Source organism: Magnetospirillum fulvum (genome assembly GCF_900108475.1).
Lineage (GTDB): Bacteria > Pseudomonadota > Alphaproteobacteria > Rhodospirillales > Magnetospirillaceae > Phaeospirillum > Phaeospirillum fulvum_A.
Genome location: NZ_FNWO01000006.1, coordinates 23,290 through 42,605, shown reverse-complemented (window position 1 = coordinate 42,605; position 19,316 = coordinate 23,290). Strand labels below are relative to the sequence as shown.

The following is a 19,316-nucleotide window of genomic DNA, read 5'->3' as shown; positions in this document are numbered from 1 at the left end:
TTGTTACGGCTTGCAAAAAGCGGCTTCCAGATTGTAGCTTCCGACGATGGACCGAGAAAGACGCTATTTTTTCTGCGGCATCGGCGGCAGCGGGATGCTGCCGCTGGCCCTGATCGTCTTGCAGCGGGGGGCGATCGTCGCCGGGTCGGACCGGTCGCTCGACCAGGGCCGCAGCCCCGCCAAGTTCGACTTTCTGCGCGCGCGCGGCATCGCTCTGTTTCCCCAGGACGGCAGCGGGATCGGTGATGCCGAAACTGTGCTGGTCACCTCGGCGGCGGTCGAGGAGACCGTTCCCGACGTCCAGGCCGCGCGAAGGGTGGGCGCGACCCTGACGACGCGGGCCGAACTGCTGTCCGATCTGTTCAACGCCGTTCCCCGCTCGGTCGGGATCGCCGGGACCAGCGGCAAATCGACCACCACCGGGATGGTCGGCTGGCTGTTGCGGCAGGCCGGGCTGGACCCCACCATCGTCAATGGCGCGGTGATGCGGAATTTCGTCGCGCCCGAGACTCCGTTCGCCAGTTCGCTGGTCGGCGGCGGCGATCTGTTCGTCGCCGAGATCGACGAAAGCGACGGCTCGATCGCCCGCTATACCCCCGACGTCGCGGTGCTGAACAATGTCGCGCTCGACCATAAATCAATCGAGGAGTTGCGCCGTCTGTTCGGCGATTTCGTCGCCAAGGCGCGGATCGCGGTGCTGAATCTCGACAATGACGAGACCGCTGCTCTGGCCGCGACGATTCCGCCCGCACGGCGTCTGACCTATTCGCTGTCCGATCCCGCCGCCGATCTGCTCGCCACCGATATCGTTCCCGCCCCCGACGGGATTGGCTTTCGCGTCCGCGACGCGGCCGGGGGGTCCTGGCCGGTCCGTCTGCTGGTGCCCGGACGCCACAATGTCGCCAATGCCCTGGCGGCGCTGGCGGCGGCGCGGGCCTGCGGCATCGCTCTTGACCGGGCGGCGGCGGCCCTGTCCGGCTTTGCCGGAATTCGCCGCAGGCTGGAGGTGGTGGGGAGCACGGGCGGCGTCACGGTCATCGACGATTTCGCCCACAATCCCGACAAGATCGCCGCCACCCTCGCCACCCTGCACGATTTCCCCGGACGGCTGCTGATCCTGTTCCAGCCCCATGGCTTTGGGCCGTTAAAGCTGATGCGAGAGGGCTTTGCCGCCTGCTTCGCCGATCATCTTCGCCCCGACGACGTGCTGACGATGCCTGATCCGGTCTATTTCGGCGGCACCGCCGACCGCGCCGTCACCAGCGCCGATATCGTTGCCGATATCGTGGCGCGGGGCCGCGACGCTCGCTTTTTCCCCGAACGGGCCGCCTGTGGCGAGGCGCTGCTGGCGCTGGCCCGTCCCGGCGACCGCATCGTCGTGATGGGAGCGCGCGACGATACCTTGTCGAGTTTTGCCGAGGATTTGCTGCGGCGGCTGGGGGCTTAGTCGCAGGCCCCGTCGCGGCCCAACCGGACTTGTGCGGCACGGGCGGCGATCAGTCCGGCCCGGCGGCTGACTGCGGCAGAAGGGCGGGCCGCTGAGCGGTCGAGCGGGGCGGGCAGCACGGCGGCGAGCAACGCCGCCTCGCGCGGGGACAGCACGGCGGCGGATTTGGCGAAATAGCGCATCGCCGCCGCCTCGGCTCCGTACAGACCCGGCCCGAACTCGGCGATGTTGAGATAAACCTCGAGAATTCGCCGCTTCGGCCACAGCCCTTCCAGATACAGCGTCAGATAGGCCTCGATCCCTTTGCGGACGAAGGTGCGGCCCGGCCACAAAAAGACGTTCTTCGCCGTCTGCATCGAGATCGTGCTGGCCCCCAGCACCTTGCCGCCGTCTTCGTAGCGGTCGATCGCATTGTCGATCGCGTCCCAGTCAAAGCCCCAATGGGTGCAGAATTTGGCGTCTTCCGAGGCGATCACGGCCCGGCGCAGATGGGGCGAAATCTGGTCGAGCGAGCGCCAGTCCTTGTCGAGGCCATAGCCCTCGGCAACGCGCAGCAGCATCAGCGGCGTTACCGGCGGTGGCACGATCCGGAACAGCAGGGTCAGGACGAGCGGCAGGCCGATCAGCAGGCCGAGACCGCCCACGACAAGGCGCAAGCGGTTGCGTCGCCACCATGGCCCGGGATGGAGCGTTAACGACATACCCCCATCCTTTGCACCCGCGAAGCCTCCCCCGATTGAGCGATATGTGCGACCATAGCATTGATGCCGAACCCGCCGCGACGTCCTGCCGCTTCCCCGCCGCCGCTTTCGCCGGACCGGCCGATTCCCCGCCCGCCCCGCGCCGGGGCGGCGGCCAAGCCCCGTCCGCGCCGCTCCCGCCGCAAGAAACGGCCCGGCCGCCTGACGATCTGGCGCGAGCGTGCCGCCTGGGCGTGGCACTGGGTCAATCGGGTGCCCCCGCTGATTCTGACCGCGATTCTGCTGACTCTGCTGACCGCCGCGATCATCGGGACCAACATCGTTCATTGGGTGATCCGCAAACCGACCGAGCTGTTGCTGCCGGTCAGCGATCATTTCGTCAAAAAACCCGAGGAGACGTGGGAAAGCTATGGCGCGCTGTTTCGCCGCTATTCCACCGCGATGGTCTCGCCCGAAGTGCTGGCGGCGCTGGCCCAGGTCGAAAGCGCGGGCAATCCGGCGGCGCATACCTATTGGCGCTGGAACCCCGAGGCCCCCGATCTGTTCGGCATCTACCGCCCCGCCTCCAGCTCGGTCGGGATGTACCAGATGACCGAACCGGCCTATGCCGAGGCCGAGCGGTTCTGTATCCGCGATCACCGCGTCGTCGCGGCAACCGGCGCGGACTCGCCCTGCGGCCCCGGCGGGAGCTATTCCCGCGTGCTGCCCGCCCATGCCGTCGAACTGACCGCGATCTATCTCGACCGCGCCGTTGCCCGTGTGCTGGGCGAGCGCCTGGGCCGCAGCGCCTCGCCCCAGCAGAAGCAGGAGACCGCCGCCCTGGTCCATCTGTGCGGCCCGACGGTGGCGAAACGCTTTGCCCAGGCGGGCTTTCGCCTCGCCCCAGGCGACCGCTGCGGCGATCACGACCCGGCCGCCTATCTCGCTCAGGTCAACGGCTTGACCCGGCGCTTTCGCGCCCTGGCGGCGGCGGAGTCTGCCTCGGGGAAGTAAAGCAACGACAACCTCTCGTCTGGCTTCGGGCGGGATGGGTCGTGTAGGGTCGAAGCAAGCCACCGTCTGCTCTCTTTTCCGTCGGAGTTGCCCCGATCGTGTTGTCCCGCTTCCGTCCCGATTCTTTCACCATCGCTTTGATCGGGACCGTCGTTCTGGCCGCCCTGCTGCCCGGCCGGGGGGCGTTCGCGGTTTATTTCCACGATTTCTCGAACGTCGCGATCGCGCTGCTGTTCTTTCTCCACGGGGCCCGCCTGTCGCGCGAGGCGGTGTTCGCCGGGGCGACCCACTGGCGGCTGCATCTGCTGGTGCTCACCTGCACCTTCGCGCTGTTCCCGCTGCTCGGGGTCGCGATCGTCCAGGTCGCGCCCGACTGGCTGTTGCCCGAGCAACTGGCGCTGGGCGTGCTGTATCTCGCCTGTCTGCCCTCGACGGTGCAATCCTCGATCGCCTTCACCTCGATCGCCGGGGGCAACGTCCCGGCGGCGATTTGCAGCGCCTCGGCTTCGAACCTGATCGGGGTGTTCCTCACCCCGTTGCTGGTCGCGCTGCTGCTGCGGACTCAGGGCGACGGAGCGATGTCATTCGACGCGGTCGAGGCGATCATGCTGCAATTGCTGGTGCCGTTCCTCGCCGGGCAAGTGCTGCGGCGCTGGATCGGCGGCTGGGTGGCGCGGCACAAGCTGCTGGTCGGGCTGGTCGATCGTGGCTCGATTCTGTCGGTGGTCTACATTGCCTTCAGCGAGGCGGTGGTCAACGGCCTGTGGCAGCAGATGCCGCTGAACGGGTTGGCCGGGATGATCGCGATCGCGTGTGTCCTGCTTGTCCTGGTGCTGGGGCTGACGACGCTGCTCAGTCGCTGGTTCGGGTTCAACAAGGCCGACGAGATCGCGATCGTGTTCTGCGGCTCGAAAAAGAGTCTGGCGAGCGGGGTGCCGATTGCCAATGTGCTGTTTCCGGCGGCGCAGGTGGGCGTGATCGTGTTGCCGATCATGCTGTTTCACCAGATTCAGCTGATGGCCTGCTCGGCCCTGGCCCGCCGCTACGCCCGCCGCTCCGAGTGCGGTACACGCTCCCTCGATTAAGCGAGGCCAGGATCGAGATGAAGGCCGAGACGCGATCGTACAAATATTACGACCTGATCATGGCCGCGTTCGTCTGCGTCCTGCTCTGTTCGAATCTGATCGGCGCATCCAAACAGGCGGTGGTCGAGCTTCCCCTGATCGGGACGGTGACGTTCAGCGCCGGGATCATGTTCTTCCCGATCTCCTATTTCTTCGGCGATATCCTGACCGAGGTCTATGGCTATGCCCGCGATCGCCGGGTGGTCTGGGCGGGTTTTGCCGCCCTGGCCTTCGCCTCGCTGATGGCGGCGGTGGTGATCGCGGTTCCCGCCGCCGACAGCGCCTATATGCGGGTTTTCCAGGGCCAGCTTGAAGGCGTGTTCGGCAATTCCTGGCGGATCGCGCTGGGCTCGATGATCGCGTTCTGGTGCGGCAGCTTCTCCAACAGCTATGTGCTGGCCCGGATGAAGGTGCTGACGCAGGGGCGCTGGCTGTGGGCGAGAACCATCGGCTCGACCGCGGTGGGGGAATTGGTCGATTCGTCGCTGTTCTATGCCATCGCGTTCTGGGGCATTTGGCAGAGCAGCGACGTCGTCAAGGTCGCGCTGACCCAATATGTTCTGAAAACCAGTTGGGAGGTGGTGGCGACCCCGTTGACCTATTGGGTCGTCGGACTCCTCAAGCGGGCGGAGCATGAGGATTGGTACGATCGCACCACCAATTTCAATCCTTTCCGGCTGCGGGCATAACGGGCTGGGGCGGCTCGGCGGCCATCAGGGTGAAGTGGAAAATCGTGCCGATGTCGGGCGTGGACTCGAGCCAGATTCTCCCGCCGTGCCGCTCGACGATTTTTTTGCAGACGGCAAGCCCAATCCCCGTGCCCTCGTATTTCTCCCGGCTATGCAGGCGCTGAAAGATGCCGAAGATCCGCTCGAAATACTGTTCCTCAATCCCGATGCCATTGTCGGAGACCCAAAACTCGATCTCCTCCCCGGCCGGTTTCCAACCGATCTCAACCCGCGGCGGCCGCTCGGGATCGTGGTATTTGACCGCGTTTCCGATCAGATTCTGGAACAGCCTTATGATCTGCGAGCGGTCGCCGAGGATCATAAGATCGGCGGGGATGTCGTCGATTGTGACCGTCGCGCCGCACGTCTCGATCGCGACCGACAGGTAGCGCAGGGCGGGCTCCAGCCCGTCGCGAAGGGCCATCGGCACAATCGGTTCGCCTTTACGGTCGATCCGGGAATAATCGAGCAGATCGACGATCAGCGTATCCATGCGCTGGGCGCCGTCGCGGGCAAAGCCCAGGAACTCAACAGCATCTTTGTCCAGACTGGCGCCATAGCGCCGCGACACCAGATCGACATAGCTTGAGATCATCCTGAGCGGTTCGCGCAGGTCATGGCTCGCGACATAGGCGAACTGTTCCAGTTCGGCGTTGGACCGGGCCAGTTCGGCGTTGGCGTTGACCAGTTCGGTCGATTGGAGCGACAGATCCTCGGTCTGGGTCCGCAATTCCTCGGCCTGGGTGGACAGGGTTTCATTGGCCGCGGACAGGCGAAGTTCGCTGGTGCGGCTTTCCGCCAGCGCCGCCTCGACCTCCGCCTCGTGTCGGTCGGAGCGGGCGGCGAAGATGAACAGAAGGATCGACAGACCCAGGGACGACCCGACAATCCAGATCGTGTCCTGCCAGAATTCGGCGAAGGCGGTGCGCTTGGTCATTCCGACCGTGGCGAACACCGGGAAATGTTCGAGACGGCCATAGTCGATGATTTTCTCGTTGCCATCGGCAATCGAGCGGACGTGGGCGACGCCGTGGTCCGAGCGGGAGAGGTGGTCGCGAAACAGCGCGCCCTTGGCCGCCGACTGCCCGATCATCCCGTCCGGATTGGGGAGCCTGACGAGAAAGACCCCCTCCGTACTCATCAGGGATATTCCGCCCGCGTCTTCAATCATCATGCTCGACAGCATTTTCAGCAGGTTTTCCGAATCGAGACCGATCGTCACCACGCCCTTCAGGCGACCGCTGCCGTCGAGGATCGGCATCGAAAACGGAACCAGCGGGCGCTTGGAAAACCGGCCGACCAGCGGCCGACCGATCACGATCACTCCCCGGCGGGGCGCGGCGAGATGTTTCTGGACGTAATCCAGCGCCGACGAATCAAAGGCGATCTCGATAAAGCCGGACGAGGTCACCACGCCATTGGCCAGCCTGCCGCGCCGGTCGAACACCAGCAGGCTGCTGGCTTCCGGGAAGCTCTTGAGCCGGTCGGCGTACCAATCGACCAGATCGCTTCGAGGCCATTCGTCGGGATCGATGCGCCGGGCCGCATCGGTGAGCAAACTTTCGATGGCCCGGAAGTTCGAGTCCATCTGAAATTCCATCGCTCGGGTCAGGGCCGAGACCAGACGTTCGGCATTATGTTCCGCCGTCTGCCACGAGACAAATCGTTGCCATCCGATCATTGCGGCGATGACCAGAATAACCAGAATCGCGGATTTGCGGGCGACCACCACCCGGACGCCACGATCGGTGGAGCCTTGAGCTTTCCACAGAGATGAGACGGGCCTGAAACGCGTCATGGACCGTGCTCCGAATCGACGGGATCCGTATCGGCAACGCCACCTCTTGTCCTAGCCCTTATCCGACCGGACGGGGAGACCCATTCTATTGGGCAGCCACCCTGGCGCTATTTTCTACATCTTTTGGAGTGGAAGATAGCCTGAATTGCCGGGGGCGGAAAAGAGGGTCAAGCCGGTCCCGGCGTGCCGCGGATCAATTGGGCCAGTCTGCTCCGCAAATCCTCGGCTCCGACCGGCTTGTGCAGCATGACGAAGCCGCTGGCATGGACCTCGGCGATGCGCTCCTTGGCGGTGTCGCCGGTCAGCACCAGGGTCGGGAAGGGCCGCCCGGCCCGGCGCCCGATTTCGGTGGCGGTGGCGGTGCCGGTGAGCCCGGCTCCCAGCCGATGATCGGCGATGACGGCATCGAATTGCCAGCCCTCTTGGCTGGCAAGGTCGAGGGCCTCTTCGCCGCTGGCGGCGGTTAGCGAGGCGTACCCCCAATCCTCGAGCAAGATTGCGATACTATCGCGCAAGGGGGTGTCATCCTCGATCAGGAGAACCCGCCCGCCAGAGCCGGTATCGGCGACGGTGGGGGCCGATTGGGTGGCGTGGTCGCGGTGGTCGAGCGGCAGCAGCAGCGAGAAGCGGGAGCCATGGCCGAGTCTCGATGTCACCCGGACCTCGGCCCCCAGCAGACCGACGAGGCGGGTGACGATGGCCAGCCCCAGGCCCAGCCCCTGGCCGCGATCGCGGCCGGGATTGTTGACCTGATAGAATTCCTCGAAAATCGCGGATTGCGTGTCCTCGGGGATGCCGATGCCGGTATCGACGACGTCGATGGAGACGCGCTCGCCGTGCCGACGCAGCCCGATCAAGATGCCGCCTGACGGGGTATAGCGCAGCGCGTTCTCGATCAGGTTGCGCAAGGCCCGCTCCAGCAGGGTCGCATCCGTCCGCGCCCGCAACGGTCGCGGCATCGCGCGCAGCCTAAGCCCTTTGTCCGCCGCCGCGACCGCGTACTCGTCGGCCAGCCGTCCAATCAGGATGCCGAGGTCGATGCTATCCATCGTCGGGGCCACCACCCCGGCATCCAGGCGGGAGATATCGAGGATACCGGTGAGCAGGCCGTTCAGCCCATCGACCGCCACCCTCATCATTTCCAGTGCCTTGCTCGCCTTTGGCCGGTCGTCGAACTGGTGGTGGAGAGAGGCGAGCAACAGCAGCAGGGTCTGGACCGGCTGGCGCAGATCGTGGCTGGCGGCGGCGAGGAACTTTGATTTGGCGAGATTGGCGCGGTCGGCTTCCAGCTTGGCCGCCCAGATCTTGCTCTCGCACAGGTCGAGGGCGCTCATGTCGGCGTCCATGCAGAACATCACCGGGAGTTGGCCGGGCAGATCGACGATGGTGTGGCTGGAATAGACCGGGACTCGGCGTCCGCTCTTGTGCCTGAGGTCGAGCCGTCCCGGCGGGATGGCTTGCCCGGTCTCGAACATCGAGCGCACCGCCGCCTCGACCTCCTGACGCATCGCCTCGGGGATGATCAGGTCGATCAAATTACCGCCCAAAGCCTCGTCCGCGCTGTAGCCGTAGAGCAATTCCGAGGCTCGGTTCCAATAGACCACGGTTCCATCGGGCAGATAGCCCTGGATCGCCATCGCGGTGGTCTCTTCGAACAGGGTTCTAAAGCGGGCCTCATCGACCGCCTGAGACGGCTCCTTGTGTCGAGACGATAAGGGGGCCGTTACCTTCGACACATCCACCTCCGATCTCCGGCTGTGGAAAACGGCCGGAGATATGGTCGGGGCGCGGCGGTCTCGCTGGTTTTGGTTGGGACGAGTATGCGGCTCCGCGCCCCCCCATTCGCAGCGCCTCTCGTCTGGATTGATTATAGCCTGAGGCCAAACGCCTTGTCATTCCCTGACCGAGCCGGGGGCCGCGATGGGGCGGAAACGTAAAAGCCCCGCACGAGGGTGTGGCGTGCGGGGCTTTGGACTTTGGATCGATCCGATCTTAAGGCGGGGAGTTCAAGTCCGCCGGTCGATCGGGTGGTCATACCTGTCTGGACAAGAGGATCATGCCCCAGACAGGGTTACGGCAGGATGGCGGGCGGATGATATTTCTGTAATAATTAAAAAGTGGGACGTCAGGCCGACGAGATGGGACTGGGCGGGCGATTTGTCTTCTCCAATCGGTTGGCGTCGGCATACGATACCTATGCCAAAGAGATAGTTTTGGCCTATCCGGCATGGCCCGCAATTGGGTTTATCGGTGATGGAGAGGAGAGGCACGCCGTGAATCTTCGCGACCTGTTGCCGCTCGACGATCTGCGCCGTCTTTGCGAGGATTTCACCGCGCTGACCGGTGCGGTGACGGCGGTGCTCGACCTTGAGGGCAATATCCTGATCGCCACCGGGTGGCAGGATATCTGCACCCGTTTCCATCGGGTCAATTCCGAGACCGCGATCCGCTGTCGCGAAAGCGACACCATCCTGGCCGCCCGGTTGCACAGCGGTGAATCCTACACCGTCTATAAATGCGGTAACGGTCTGGTCGATGTCGCCGTCCCGATCGTGGTGATGGGCGAGCATATCGGCAATTTCTTCACCGGCCAGTTCTTCTTCGAGGCACCGGACATCGGCTATTTCCAGGATCAGGCCCGCGCGTTCGGCTTCCCGAGCGACGCCTATCTCGACGCGCTGTCGCGGGTGCCGATCTTCAGCGAGGCCCAGGTGCGGGCGATGATGGGGTTCTTTACCAACCTTACCCATCTGATCTGCCAGATGGGACTGACGAAGGCCCGCCAGGAGATCACCAACCGCGATTTGCGCGAATCGCGCCATTTGCTCCAGACCATTATCGACAGCGTGCCGATCCGGGTTTTCTGGAAGGACACCGACTTGCGCTATCTCGGCTGCAATCCGCAATTTGCCCAAGATGCCGGTTTTGCCATGCCCGAAGAGATCATCGGCCGGGACGATTTCCAACTGGTCTGGGCCGACCGCGCCGAGCTGTATCGCGAGGACGACCGCGTGGTGATGGAATCGGGAATCCCCAAGCTGTTTTTCGACGAGCAGATTCGGACCCGCGACGGCGGGGTGATCTGGTGCCGGACCTCGAAGATTCCTCTGCGCGACGAGACGGGGGAGACCATCGGCGTTCTCGGCATCTTCGAGGATATCACCCAGCATAAGCTGGCCGAGCAGATGCTGATGGAGAAGAACACCGAATTGCAGCGGTCGAACTCGGACCTGGAACAGTTCGCCTATGTGTCGTCGCACGATCTGCAAACGCCGCTGCGCAACGTGATCCATTTTTCCCAATTGCTGAAACGTCGTTATGACGGGCGCCTCGATGCCGATGCCGACGAGTTCATCCGTTTCATTATCGACAGCGGCACCCAGATGAGCCGCCTGATCTCCGACATCCTGGAATATTCCCGCGTCGCCAGTCAGCCAAGGGTGCTGGGGCCGATCCCGGCGGGCGAGGCGGTCGCCAAGGCGCTGCAAAACCTTGGCACCGAGATCGCCGCCGCCGGAGCCGATGTCCGCGTCGCCGCGCTGCCCGACGTCATCGCCGAATTCTCGCTGCTGGTCAGCCTGTTCCAGAACCTGATCGGCAACGCCGTCAAATATCGCGATCCCGCCCGGCCCCTGGTCGTGTCGGTCGGGGCCGAGGCGGCCGAGCCGGGCCATGTCCGCATTTCGGTGGCCGACACCGGCATCGGGATCGACCCCGCTTATCACGAGAAGATATTCGAGATCTTCCAGCGTCTGGTCCCGGCGTCGGCTTTGGACGGCACCGGGATCGGTCTTGCTTTGTGTCGTCGGATCGTCCACCGCCTGGGTGGGACGATCGGGCTGGACTCCGTCGTGGGCGTCGGCACCACCTTCAACGTCACCCTGCGCACCGAGCCGTAGCCGAGGTTTTAGCCGGGGATGTGGCGGCGAATCGCGGCAAGCAGGGTGTCGAGCGCGACCGGCTTCATCACGCGCTCGACCATCCTGGCGGCGAGGCAGCGTTGGCGTTCTTCGTCCGAAGTGTAGGCGGTCAGCCCGATCACCGGCAGGTCGGGGGCAAGCTCGGCCACCGCCTGGGCGAGGTCATAGCCGTCCATCTCGGGCATCTGGACGTCGGTCAGCACCAGATCGACCGCCGCCGCCCCCACGCTGCGCAGGTGGTCCAACGCGAGTCTGCCGTTTTCAAAGCAGGTGACGCTTGCCCCTTCGCCGATCAGCATGTCTTCGAGCACCAGACGGTTGACCGGATTGTCCTCGGCGCAGAGAACCCGCAAACCGGCGAGGCGGGCTCCGGCCATTCCGACGGGCGGGGGCTGGACCGATCCGCTCATCAACCGCTTCAGATGGCGCGGGCGCAGCGGCCGCTGGACCAGACTGGCCGCCTCCAGCCCCGACGGCAGAGACTCGCCAAACCCGGCCGCGGTCAGGATGGCCATCCGCCCCCGCCGGGCAAGGTGGGTCCCTGCTGCGGCAAGCACGGACTCGTCGTGAAGAGCGGTTGCCTCGACCACCAGCAGAGAGCCGGGTGCGATTGCTTCCGCCGTCGTCACCCGGCGCGTTGCCGGGGCGGCGACGGACAGCTTTGCCGCCTCCTCCTCCGGCACGGCAAGCAGGGCGATCTCGATCGGCGGCCAGGACGGCGCCGCTTCGGCCTCGTGCAGCGGCAGGCTGACCGTGAAGGTGCAGCCCTCGCCTGGAACACTGGCCAGGGTGATGGTCCCGCCCATCAGGGTCACCAGATCGCGCGAGATCGACAGCCCCAATCCGGTTCCGCCGAACAGCCGGGTGATCGAACTGTCGCTCTGTTCAAAGGGATTGAACAGCGAGCGGGCCGCATCCGGGGTGATGCCGATTCCGGTGTCGGCAATGCGGAAAACCAGGGAATCGCGGCTGGTCGCGACACTTAGGGTCACTGTGCCGCCAGCCGGGGTGAATTTGACGGCGTTGCCGAGCAGGTTGACCAGAACCTGGCGCAGCCGGAGGGGATCGCCCAGGCAGCGCCCCGGAAGGTCGGGGGCTTCCGCGACCTCGAAATGCACGCCGCGGGTCTGGGCGCGCAGGGCCAGCATATCGACGGCCTGGTCGATGACGTCGCCCAGGTCCATCGCAATCGTCTCGATCGTCATCTTGCCCGCTTCGATCTTCGAGGCGTCGAGGATGTCGTCGATCACCTGCTGCAAGCCCTGTCCGGCCTCGACGATGCGGGCGAAACGCTCGTACTCGGCGCGTCGGGCGCTGTCGCGTTCGCCGATTTGGGCGAAGCCGAGGATGGCGTTGAGCGGGGTGCGGATTTCGTGGCTCATGTTGGCGAGGAAGATGCTTTTTGCCGCCGTCGCCCGCTCGGCCAGCTCTTTGGCCAGGGCCAGTTCGCGGGTCCGCTCCTGGACCACCTCTTCAAGGTGGTGGCGGTGGCGGTCGAGTTCCTCGAGCACTCGATTGCGCTCGGATATGTCGCGCAGGATGCCGATCCCCATCCACTGGCCGTTCTGGCGCACCGCCGACAGTGATAGTTCGACCGGGAATTCGGTTCCGTCCTTGCGCAGGGCGACGAGTTCGATGGTCTGGCCGACCATGGTTCCGTCGCCGGTCCGGCGGAAGGCGGCGAAGCCGGTGCGGAAACTGTCCTGGAAGCGGGGTGGGGCCAGGGTTTCATGCAGGTTGCGGCCGACGACCTCTGCGGCAGGGTGGCCGAAAGTCCGCTCGGCCGCAGCGTTCCAGAATTCGATCTCATCCTTTTCGTTGAGAATGATCACCGCGTCCTGGGCGGCGGAACTGATCGAGCGGAAGCGGGCCTCGCTTTCGCGCAGGGCGATTTCGGCCGCGACCCGCTCGCTGATATCGAGGAAGACGGCGAGATAGCCGTCGTCGAGGGTGATCCCCGAGCCCAGCATCGTTCGTACCGTGCCGTCCTGGCAGGTGGTGCGGTATTCGCGCGGCTCGATGTCTTCGCCGGTGCGGGCCGTCCGGGCGAGGGCAGACGTCCAGGTCTCGATCACCTGCCGACGCAACTCGGGGTCGGGATAGGCGCGCGGCCACCATTCCTCCAGAGTGCGGACCTCGTCCTCGCCATAGCCGAAGGTGGCGGTGAAGCGGGCGTTGCGGTCGCGGATCACCCCTTCGGCGGTGACGTAGGCGAGAGCCACCGGAGCCTGATCGAACAGGCGCAGATAGCGCCGCTCGCTGGCGCGGCGGCTTTCGTCAAGCCGGGCCCGCTCGGCAAAGGCGCGGGCATCGCGGCGGGCCAGCGATTGCACGATCGCGACGATCAGCCCGAGCGCCAGCAGCGACCCGGCAAGACTCCAGGCAAAGACCCGGTCGGCAGTGGTTCCCAGCACCTCGATATCGTGTTGCCCTTTTACATCGACCCGAGCCGCCCGACGCTCCAGATCGGCAAAGGCGACCCGAAGCGACACCACGTCGCGACCGCCGGTGGTTGGCCGTCGTCGCCAGATTTCCAGTTGCTCGCGAAAATCCTCGACGCTGGCGCGGAACGCCTCGACATCGGTCGGGTCGGCGTCTCCTTGGACCCGCAACGCCCGCTCGAACGAGGTCACCGCCTGGAGCAGCAGGGCAATTCCGGCTTCGCGGCTGTAGGGGGCGTCGCCGCCGGAATCGAGGGTGGCCTGGACGAAGCCGCGAGCGAGGTCGAGCCGGGCCTGACGCAACTCACCGACCCGCCGCGCCGCTTCGTTCCGCGAGCTGGTCTGCTCGAAATGCAGCCAGGACAACAGCCCGATCACCACCGCTCCCAGCAGCACCACCATCCCGATCCAACGATGGAATTGCGGCGGGGGAAACGGTGGTGGCGGCGGCGCGGGAGGCGAGGACTGGCTCATCGCGGCGAATCCGGATCTGGCGGACGCTCGTTGGACAATCCCAGCCCGGCGAGCAGGGCGCGGTGGTCCGGGCTGCCGAGATAAAGCCGCAGCGCCGCGTTCCACGCTTCCCGCACCGATCCGGCGTCAAGATGAAAAGCGAAGGCGGTGGCGCCGTAAATATCGGACGAATCGGTCAGGGCGACCAACATGTCGGTGTGGCCAAGCTGTTCGGTCCGCGCCATCCAGCGGACCGTCGGCTCGGACAGCAACAGCGCATCGGCCAAGCCGGTTTCGACCACCCGGCGTCCCGACAGGGCGTCGGGCACCCGCAGCAACCGGATTTCGGGCACGCCGAGGCGGCGCATGATCTGTTCCTCGACCGCATCCGACAGCACGGCGACCCGCAAATCGTTCCGCTCCGCCACTTGATGGTAGGAGGCGATGTCCTTCGGATTGCCGCGCGCCACCAGCAGGCCGGGACGGACATGAATGGTCGGCAGCGAGAACAAGGCGCGGCGCTGTCGTTCGGGGGTGACGAACATTCCGGCGGCGATCACGTCGATCTGCCGCGCTTCCAGGGCGTCGAGCAGTTCGCCGAACTCCATCTGACGCCATTCGATGGTCGGGATGCCGATCTGGCGGGCGATGCGAAGGGCGATTTCCGGGGCCTCGCCGGTGACCGTGCCGTCGGCCAGCAGGAAGGCATAGGGCGGCTCGACGGCGTAGCCGATGCGGAACGGCTCGCCCGCGCGGAAGCGGGAGAGGGGCGAGTCCGTGCGGACCAGGGCAAAGACCGCCGCCGCCCCGAGACAGAGCGCCGCCAGTCCCAACAGGGTCCGACGTGGCATCATCGCGCCGGGCCTTCGCTGTCGCCAATCAATCGCCAAGCTTCGTCGCGGGAATGGATCAGCAAGACACCCTCCGCCATCTGGGTAGAGCCGATGCATCCGGGCAGGGCCAAGGTATCCTTTCCATCTCATCCGATTGTTTTCACGATAGCGATATTGTCGCGTGGCGGGAAGGGACGGCGACCGCCCGGGATTGCGACGGCTGGGGTGCCCGATCCGAGGGGTGTCATGTCTGCCTTAAGGCAGGATACCCCGAGATCCATCATAACCAAAAGACTTATGGCTTTCGAAAAATTGTTTCATCCTATATCATTCGACCATTACGGTATGGGCGCACGTCGAGAGAGTTCGGTGTGTCTTGGTTAGGCCCGGAATGGTGGTGACGGGCCGACTCTTTTTGTCCGCAACCTCTCCGGCACAGACGACAGCAACGGTGCAACATTTTCTTCCTGCGCCACGGGGTGGAAAATTGGGGGAACTGGCGGTAATCATCTGACGAGGGATCCCCGCATGCCGGACTTTGCGGTCTTTCCGCCGCTCCCTCTCGTTTCGACGGTCGCCCCGACAGCGGGGCAGCGGCGCTTCGCCCACGTCGTGGCGGTCCTGGCCTTCGGGGTGTTCCTGCTGGCCGCGCCGTTCGCCCAGGTTCAACTCGCCGAGATGTGGGCGTTCCTGCCGATCTACGAATCGGCGTTCATCACCCTCAGTCTGATTATCGTTTTTCTTCTTCTGTTCCAATACCGGATGTTGCGGAGTTGGGGCCTGCTGGTTCTCGCTGGCGGCTTCCTGTTCAGCGCGGCGATGGCCTCGGTCCACGCCATCAGCTTTCCCGGCCTGTTCACCCCCACCGGTTTGTTGGGAGCCGGGCCGCAAACCACCGCCTGGGTCTACTTCCTGTGGCATGGCGGCTTCGCTTTGTTTGTCGTCGGCTATGCCCTGTCGCGGGACCGTCCCTGCCGGTGGCCGCTGGGGATGGCCTTGGCCTCGATGGTGGCCGTCATCCTGGCTCTGGTGGGGGTGCTGACCCTGCTGACCACGGCGGGCCACGAGCTTTTGCCAGGGATCATGACGGGACATCGCGACGCTCCGGCGAAACTCGTCGTCGCGGTGCTGAGTTGGGCGATAAGCCTGCTGGCCCTGGGCCTGCTGTGGTACCTGCGTCCGCACACCCATCTCGATCTGTGGCTGATGGTGCTGTTGTGCGTGTGGATTTTCGACAGCGCCCTGTCCGCCGTGCTCAACCACGCCCGCTTCGACCTGGGGTGGTATCTGGGCCGCCTGTTCGGGCTGTTGGGGGAAGGGTTCGCCCTGTTTGTCCTGCTGTTGGAGAACAACACTCTCTATCTCCGGTTGGCGCGGTTGCGGACACAGGAAAATCTCCGCAGCGCCGAACGATTGGAGGAAGGAGAAAAACGGTTCGAGGCGACCTTCGAGCAGGCGGCGATGGGGATCGCCCTGGTGTCACCGGACGGACGATGGCTGCGCGTCAATCGAAAGCTGTGCGAGATCGTCGGCTATGATGCCGACGAACTGATGCGACGCAGTTTCCAGGACATCACCCATCCCGACGACCTTGACGCCGATGTCGATGGTGTCCGTCGGATGCTGTCGGGGGAGATTCAGTCCTATTCGCTGGAGAAGCGCTACATCCACAAGCAGGGCCACACGATCTGGATCAACCTGACCGTGGCGTTGGTGTCGAAACCCGAGGGCGGACCCGATTATTTCGTTTCCGTCGTCGAGGATATCTCGCGGCGCAAGGCGGCCGAGGAACAGCGCCACCGGATGGCCGAGGCGCTGCGTCAGGCGGCGCAGGCGGTGGTGATGACCGACACCGAGGACCGCATCGTCTTTGCCAATCCCGCCTTCCTGAAGCTGACCGGATACGATCTGGCCGACGTCATCGGTCTGTCGGTTCGCCAGTTCGACCGTGACGACGAACAAAGCCTGTCTCGGCACCGCGCCATCGTCGGCACGGTTTTCGCCGAAGGGCAATGGTCGGGCGAAGGGCTTTGCGTCGCCCGGGGCGGGATCGAGATTCCGGTGTTCGTCACCGTGGCGGGGATTCACGACCTTGACGGTCGTCTGACCGGGTTCGTCGCCAGCTATCTCGATATCAGCGAGCAGAAGCGGGTCAGCGGCGAACTGGAGAGCGAGCGCGGGCTGCTGTTCACCCTGATCAATACGATTCCCGATCTGGTCTGGCTCAAGGACGTCAACGGCATCTATCTCAGTTGCAATCGGGCGTTCCAGCGCTTTACCGGCCGCCCCGAGGCCGAGATCGTCGGCCATGGCGACCACGATCTTGTCGCCGCCGACCGGGCCGATTTCTTCCGTGCCCACGACCGCATGGCGATCGAGGCGGGCGAGCCGACCGTCAACGAGGAATGGATCGCGATGGCCGATTCCGGCCGCTCCATCCTGCTGGAGACGATCAAGACCCCGATGTTCGGCTCCGACGGCATGGTGATCGGGGTGCTGGGGATCGGCCGCGACATCACCCAGCGCTACCGGACCGAGATCGCGCTGCGCAAAAGCGAGGAACATTTCCGCACCTATGTCGAGGAATCTCCCCTGGGGATTTTCGTCGCGGATTGCGACGGGCGCTTTATCGACGTCAATCCCGCCGCCGAGGCGATGTTGGGATGGAGCCGGGCTGAAATCTGCGCCCGCCATGTCTCGGCCGTCGTCTCGCCCGAGGACCGCGAGCGCTTAACCGACGATTTCGTGATCCTGTCCGGCGAGGCGGGGCGGATCAGTGGCGAGTACCGTCTTGTCGCCGCATCGGCGGCGGTGGTGTGGGTGTCGCTGTCGGCGGTGCGGATTGCCTCGAACCGCTTTGTCGCTTTCTGCCTGGACATCACGGCGCGGAGGGCGATCGAGGACGAGTTGGAGCGGTACCGCAAGGGGCTGGAGGCGCTGGTCGCCGAACGCACCGCCGATCTGGAAAGCGCCGAGGCGCGCTTGCGCCTGATTCTCGAATCGACCGCCGACGGGATTTACGGCGTCGATGTCGAGGGGCGGATCACCTTCGTCAATCCGGGGGTCGGCACCATCCTCGGCTGGCGCCCCGAGCAACTGATCGGCCGGACCAGCCTTGAGATGCTGCATCACAGTTATCCCGACGGGCGGCCCTTCCCTCGTGAGGCCTGCCCGCTGTTCGAGACCTTGCGCGCCGGAATCGTGCACCGTTTCGACGACGAATATTTCTGGGCCGCCAACGGGCAGCCGCTTCCGGTCAGCTTCTCGACCCATCCGATGGTGCGCGACGGCCGTATCGTCGGCGCGGTGGTCAGCTTCAACGACATATCCGTGCGCAAGGCGGCCGACGCGGCGCGCGAAAGGGCGTTGGCCGAGGCCGAGCGTCTGGCCAGCCTGCGCCGCGAGTTTCTCGCCAATATGAGCCACGAAATCCGCACTCCCTTAAGTGCCATTCTCGGCCTTGCCCAGATCGGCGCGCGCGATTGCGGCGAAGCGGGCGGGCGGGAGAAGTTCACCCGCATCATCGATGCCGGTCACGGCCTCCAGGAGGTGATCGACGACATCCTCGATTTCTCCAAGATCGAATCCGGCAAGATGGTGATCGAGACCATTCCGATGGAGATCGGCGAAATCGTCGATCGCGCTCTCGACATGCTGGCGTTGCGGGCATGGGACAAGGGGCTGCGGGTCGAGGTCCGCGAAGACCCGGACCTTCCCCTGCGCTGTCTGGGCGATCCCAACCGGTTGCGTCAGGTTCTGATCAACCTGCTCAGCAATGCGATCAAATTCACCCATGCCGGGGGGATGGTGACGGTGGGCGTCTCCCGCCAGTCAAACCGGCTGGTCCTCCGCGTCAGCGACACCGGGATCGGCATCGCTCCCGAGGTGGCGGAGCGTCTGTTCCAGCCGTTCGAACAGGCCGACGGCTCGACCACCCGCCGCTTTGGCGGTACCGGGCTCGGCCTGTCGATCTCGCGCAATCTTGCCGCCATGATGGGCGGCGAGATCGCCGTCGCGAGCACGTTGGGACGGGGCAGCACCTTCACCGTCTCCCTGCCGCTGGTCGGGGCCGAACCGGCCCCGCCCTGGCCGGTGGGCGAAATCGCCCTGATCGGCCTTGATATCGCCGAGGTGGCGTTGGCCCGGCGCGCCTTGCCGCGCTGCCGTCCGGTCGCGGTGGATCTGTCCTGGTCCGACCAAACCGCCGATCTGGTGCTGCTCGACCGGGCGGTGCTTGCCGATCCCGCTGTGGCCCGCGCGGTGGTGACCCGGATCGACCAGGGCGAGCGGGTGGCGGTGCTGGTCCAGCCCGGAGACAGCGAGGGCGTGGCGGCGATCCCGCCGGGGGCATCGGTGATCGAGCGGCCGTTCCGCCCGCGCCATCTGCGGCGGCTGTTGGCCGAACCGTCCCAGCGGTATCGCGCGGCGGCCGAGCCGCGGTCCCGCCTGTCCGGGCTGCGGGTGTTGGGGGCCGAGGATAACGAGGTCAACCGTCTTGTCCTCGACGACATGCTGCACACCGAGGGGGCGGAGCTGACCTGCTTCGAGAACGGCCGCCTTGCCCTCGACCATCTCCGCCAAGTGGGGGCCGGAGCGTTCGATCTGGTGCTGACCGACGTCCAGATGCCGGACCTCGACGGGTACGGTCTGGCCCGGGAAATCTCCCGCTTCGCGCCGGGTTTGCCGGTGATCGGGCTGACCGCCCATGCGATGGACGAGGAACGGGTCCGCTGCCTCGCCGCCGGGATGGTCGATCGGGTGGTCAAGCCGATCACGCCCGATGTCCTGGTGGCGGCGATCATCGCCCAATGCCCGCGCTGAGGTCGGATATCGGCTTGTCGCTTGACGGCGCGCGAGACTTCGTATGAAATTTCTAAA

Annotated in this window: 11 protein-coding genes; 6 read left to right on the top strand and 5 right to left on the bottom strand. The window is 65.2% G+C overall.

What is annotated here, in order from left to right; all coding sequences use genetic code 11:
* Positions 1-46: 46 nt before the first annotated feature.
* Positions 47-1,447, top strand: a complete 1,401-nt coding sequence (locus BLW40_RS08430) for a UDP-N-acetylmuramate--L-alanine ligase (RefSeq protein ID WP_074767536.1) — start codon at positions 47-49, stop codon at positions 1,445-1,447.
* Here BLW40_RS08430 and mtgA read toward each other — a convergent pair.
* Positions 1,444-2,148, bottom strand: a complete 705-nt coding sequence (gene mtgA, locus BLW40_RS08425) for a monofunctional biosynthetic peptidoglycan transglycosylase (protein WP_074767534.1) — start codon at positions 2,146-2,148, stop codon at positions 1,444-1,446. The two genes, BLW40_RS08430 and mtgA, sit on opposite strands and share 4 nt — an antisense overlap.
* A gap of 63 nt (positions 2,149-2,211) precedes the next feature.
* On the opposite strand from mtgA, the gene BLW40_RS08420 reads away from it, so the two are divergent.
* The 3 genes from BLW40_RS08420 (at position 2,212) to BLW40_RS08410 (ending at position 4,954) form a co-directional block, all read left to right on the top strand.
* Positions 2,212-3,141, top strand: a complete 930-nt coding sequence (locus tag BLW40_RS08420) for a hypothetical protein (RefSeq protein WP_211656746.1) — start codon at positions 2,212-2,214, stop codon at positions 3,139-3,141.
* Between the two features lie 98 nt (positions 3,142-3,239).
* Positions 3,240-4,226: a bile acid:sodium symporter family protein gene (locus BLW40_RS08415; protein WP_083386702.1), complete on the top strand. Its 987-nt coding sequence runs from the start codon at positions 3,240-3,242 to the stop codon at positions 4,224-4,226.
* 17 nt (positions 4,227-4,243) lie between these two features.
* Positions 4,244-4,954, top strand: coding sequence for a queuosine precursor transporter (locus tag BLW40_RS08410; protein WP_074767530.1), 711 nt, complete (start codon positions 4,244-4,246; stop codon positions 4,952-4,954).
* On the opposite strand, the gene BLW40_RS17000 is transcribed toward BLW40_RS08410, so the two are convergent.
* Entirely contained in the window at positions 4,929-6,791 is a 1,863-nt protein-coding gene (locus BLW40_RS17000) for a sensor histidine kinase (protein WP_244511108.1), read from the bottom strand. The two genes, BLW40_RS08410 and BLW40_RS17000, sit on opposite strands and share 26 nt — an antisense overlap.
* Positions 6,792-6,958: 167 nt before the next feature.
* The gene (locus tag BLW40_RS08400) at positions 6,959-8,527 is read right to left on the bottom strand and encodes an ATP-binding protein (RefSeq protein WP_211656745.1); all 1,569 of its coding nucleotides are present in this window, start codon (positions 8,525-8,527) and stop codon (positions 6,959-6,961) included.
* A 537-nt stretch (positions 8,528-9,064) separates the two neighbouring features.
* On the opposite strand from BLW40_RS08400, the gene BLW40_RS08395 reads away from it, so the two are divergent.
* Positions 9,065-10,690, top strand: a complete 1,626-nt coding sequence (locus BLW40_RS08395; RefSeq protein WP_074767526.1) for a sensor histidine kinase — start codon at positions 9,065-9,067, stop codon at positions 10,688-10,690.
* Positions 10,691-10,698: 8 nt separating this feature from the next.
* Here the strand turns inward: BLW40_RS08395 and BLW40_RS08390 are convergent, their stop codons facing one another.
* On the bottom strand, positions 10,699-13,626 hold the full coding sequence (locus tag BLW40_RS08390) for a PAS domain-containing sensor histidine kinase (protein ID WP_083386700.1): 2,928 nt from the start codon (positions 13,624-13,626) through the stop codon (positions 10,699-10,701).
* Positions 13,623-14,459, bottom strand: coding sequence for a transporter substrate-binding domain-containing protein (locus BLW40_RS08385; RefSeq protein ID WP_170834548.1), 837 nt, complete (start codon positions 14,457-14,459; stop codon positions 13,623-13,625). Before BLW40_RS08385 ends, BLW40_RS08390 begins: the two co-directional genes overlap by 4 nt.
* A gap of 507 nt (positions 14,460-14,966) precedes the next feature.
* On the opposite strand from BLW40_RS08385, the gene BLW40_RS08380 reads away from it, so the two are divergent.
* Entirely contained in the window at positions 14,967-19,259 is a 4,293-nt protein-coding gene (locus BLW40_RS08380) for a PAS domain S-box protein (RefSeq protein WP_074767522.1), read from the top strand.
* Positions 19,260-19,316: the final 57 nt, after the last annotated feature.

Excerpts from the sequence above, each read along its gene's own strand:
- BLW40_RS08410 (WP_074767530.1), top strand. The coding sequence starts at position 4,244 with ATGAAGGCCGAGACGCGATCGTACAAATATTACGACCTGATCATGGCC.
- BLW40_RS08380 (WP_074767522.1), top strand. The coding sequence starts at position 14,967 with ATGCCGGACTTTGCGGTCTTTCCGCCGCTCCCTCTCGTTTCGACGGTC.
- BLW40_RS08390 (WP_083386700.1), bottom strand. The coding sequence starts at position 13,626 with ATGAGCCAGTCCTCGCCTCCCGCGCCGCCGCCACCACCGTTTCCCCCG.
- BLW40_RS08430 (WP_074767536.1), top strand. The coding sequence starts at position 47 with ATGGACCGAGAAAGACGCTATTTTTTCTGCGGCATCGGCGGCAGCGGG.
- BLW40_RS17000 (WP_244511108.1), bottom strand. The coding sequence starts at position 6,791 with ATGACGCGTTTCAGGCCCGTCTCATCTCTGTGGAAAGCTCAAGGCTCC.
- mtgA (WP_074767534.1), bottom strand. The coding sequence starts at position 2,148 with ATGTCGTTAACGCTCCATCCCGGGCCATGGTGGCGACGCAACCGCTTG.
- BLW40_RS08385 (WP_170834548.1), bottom strand. The coding sequence starts at position 14,459 with ATGATGCCACGTCGGACCCTGTTGGGACTGGCGGCGCTCTGTCTCGGG.
- BLW40_RS08420 (WP_211656746.1), top strand. The coding sequence starts at position 2,212 with ATGCCGAACCCGCCGCGACGTCCTGCCGCTTCCCCGCCGCCGCTTTCG.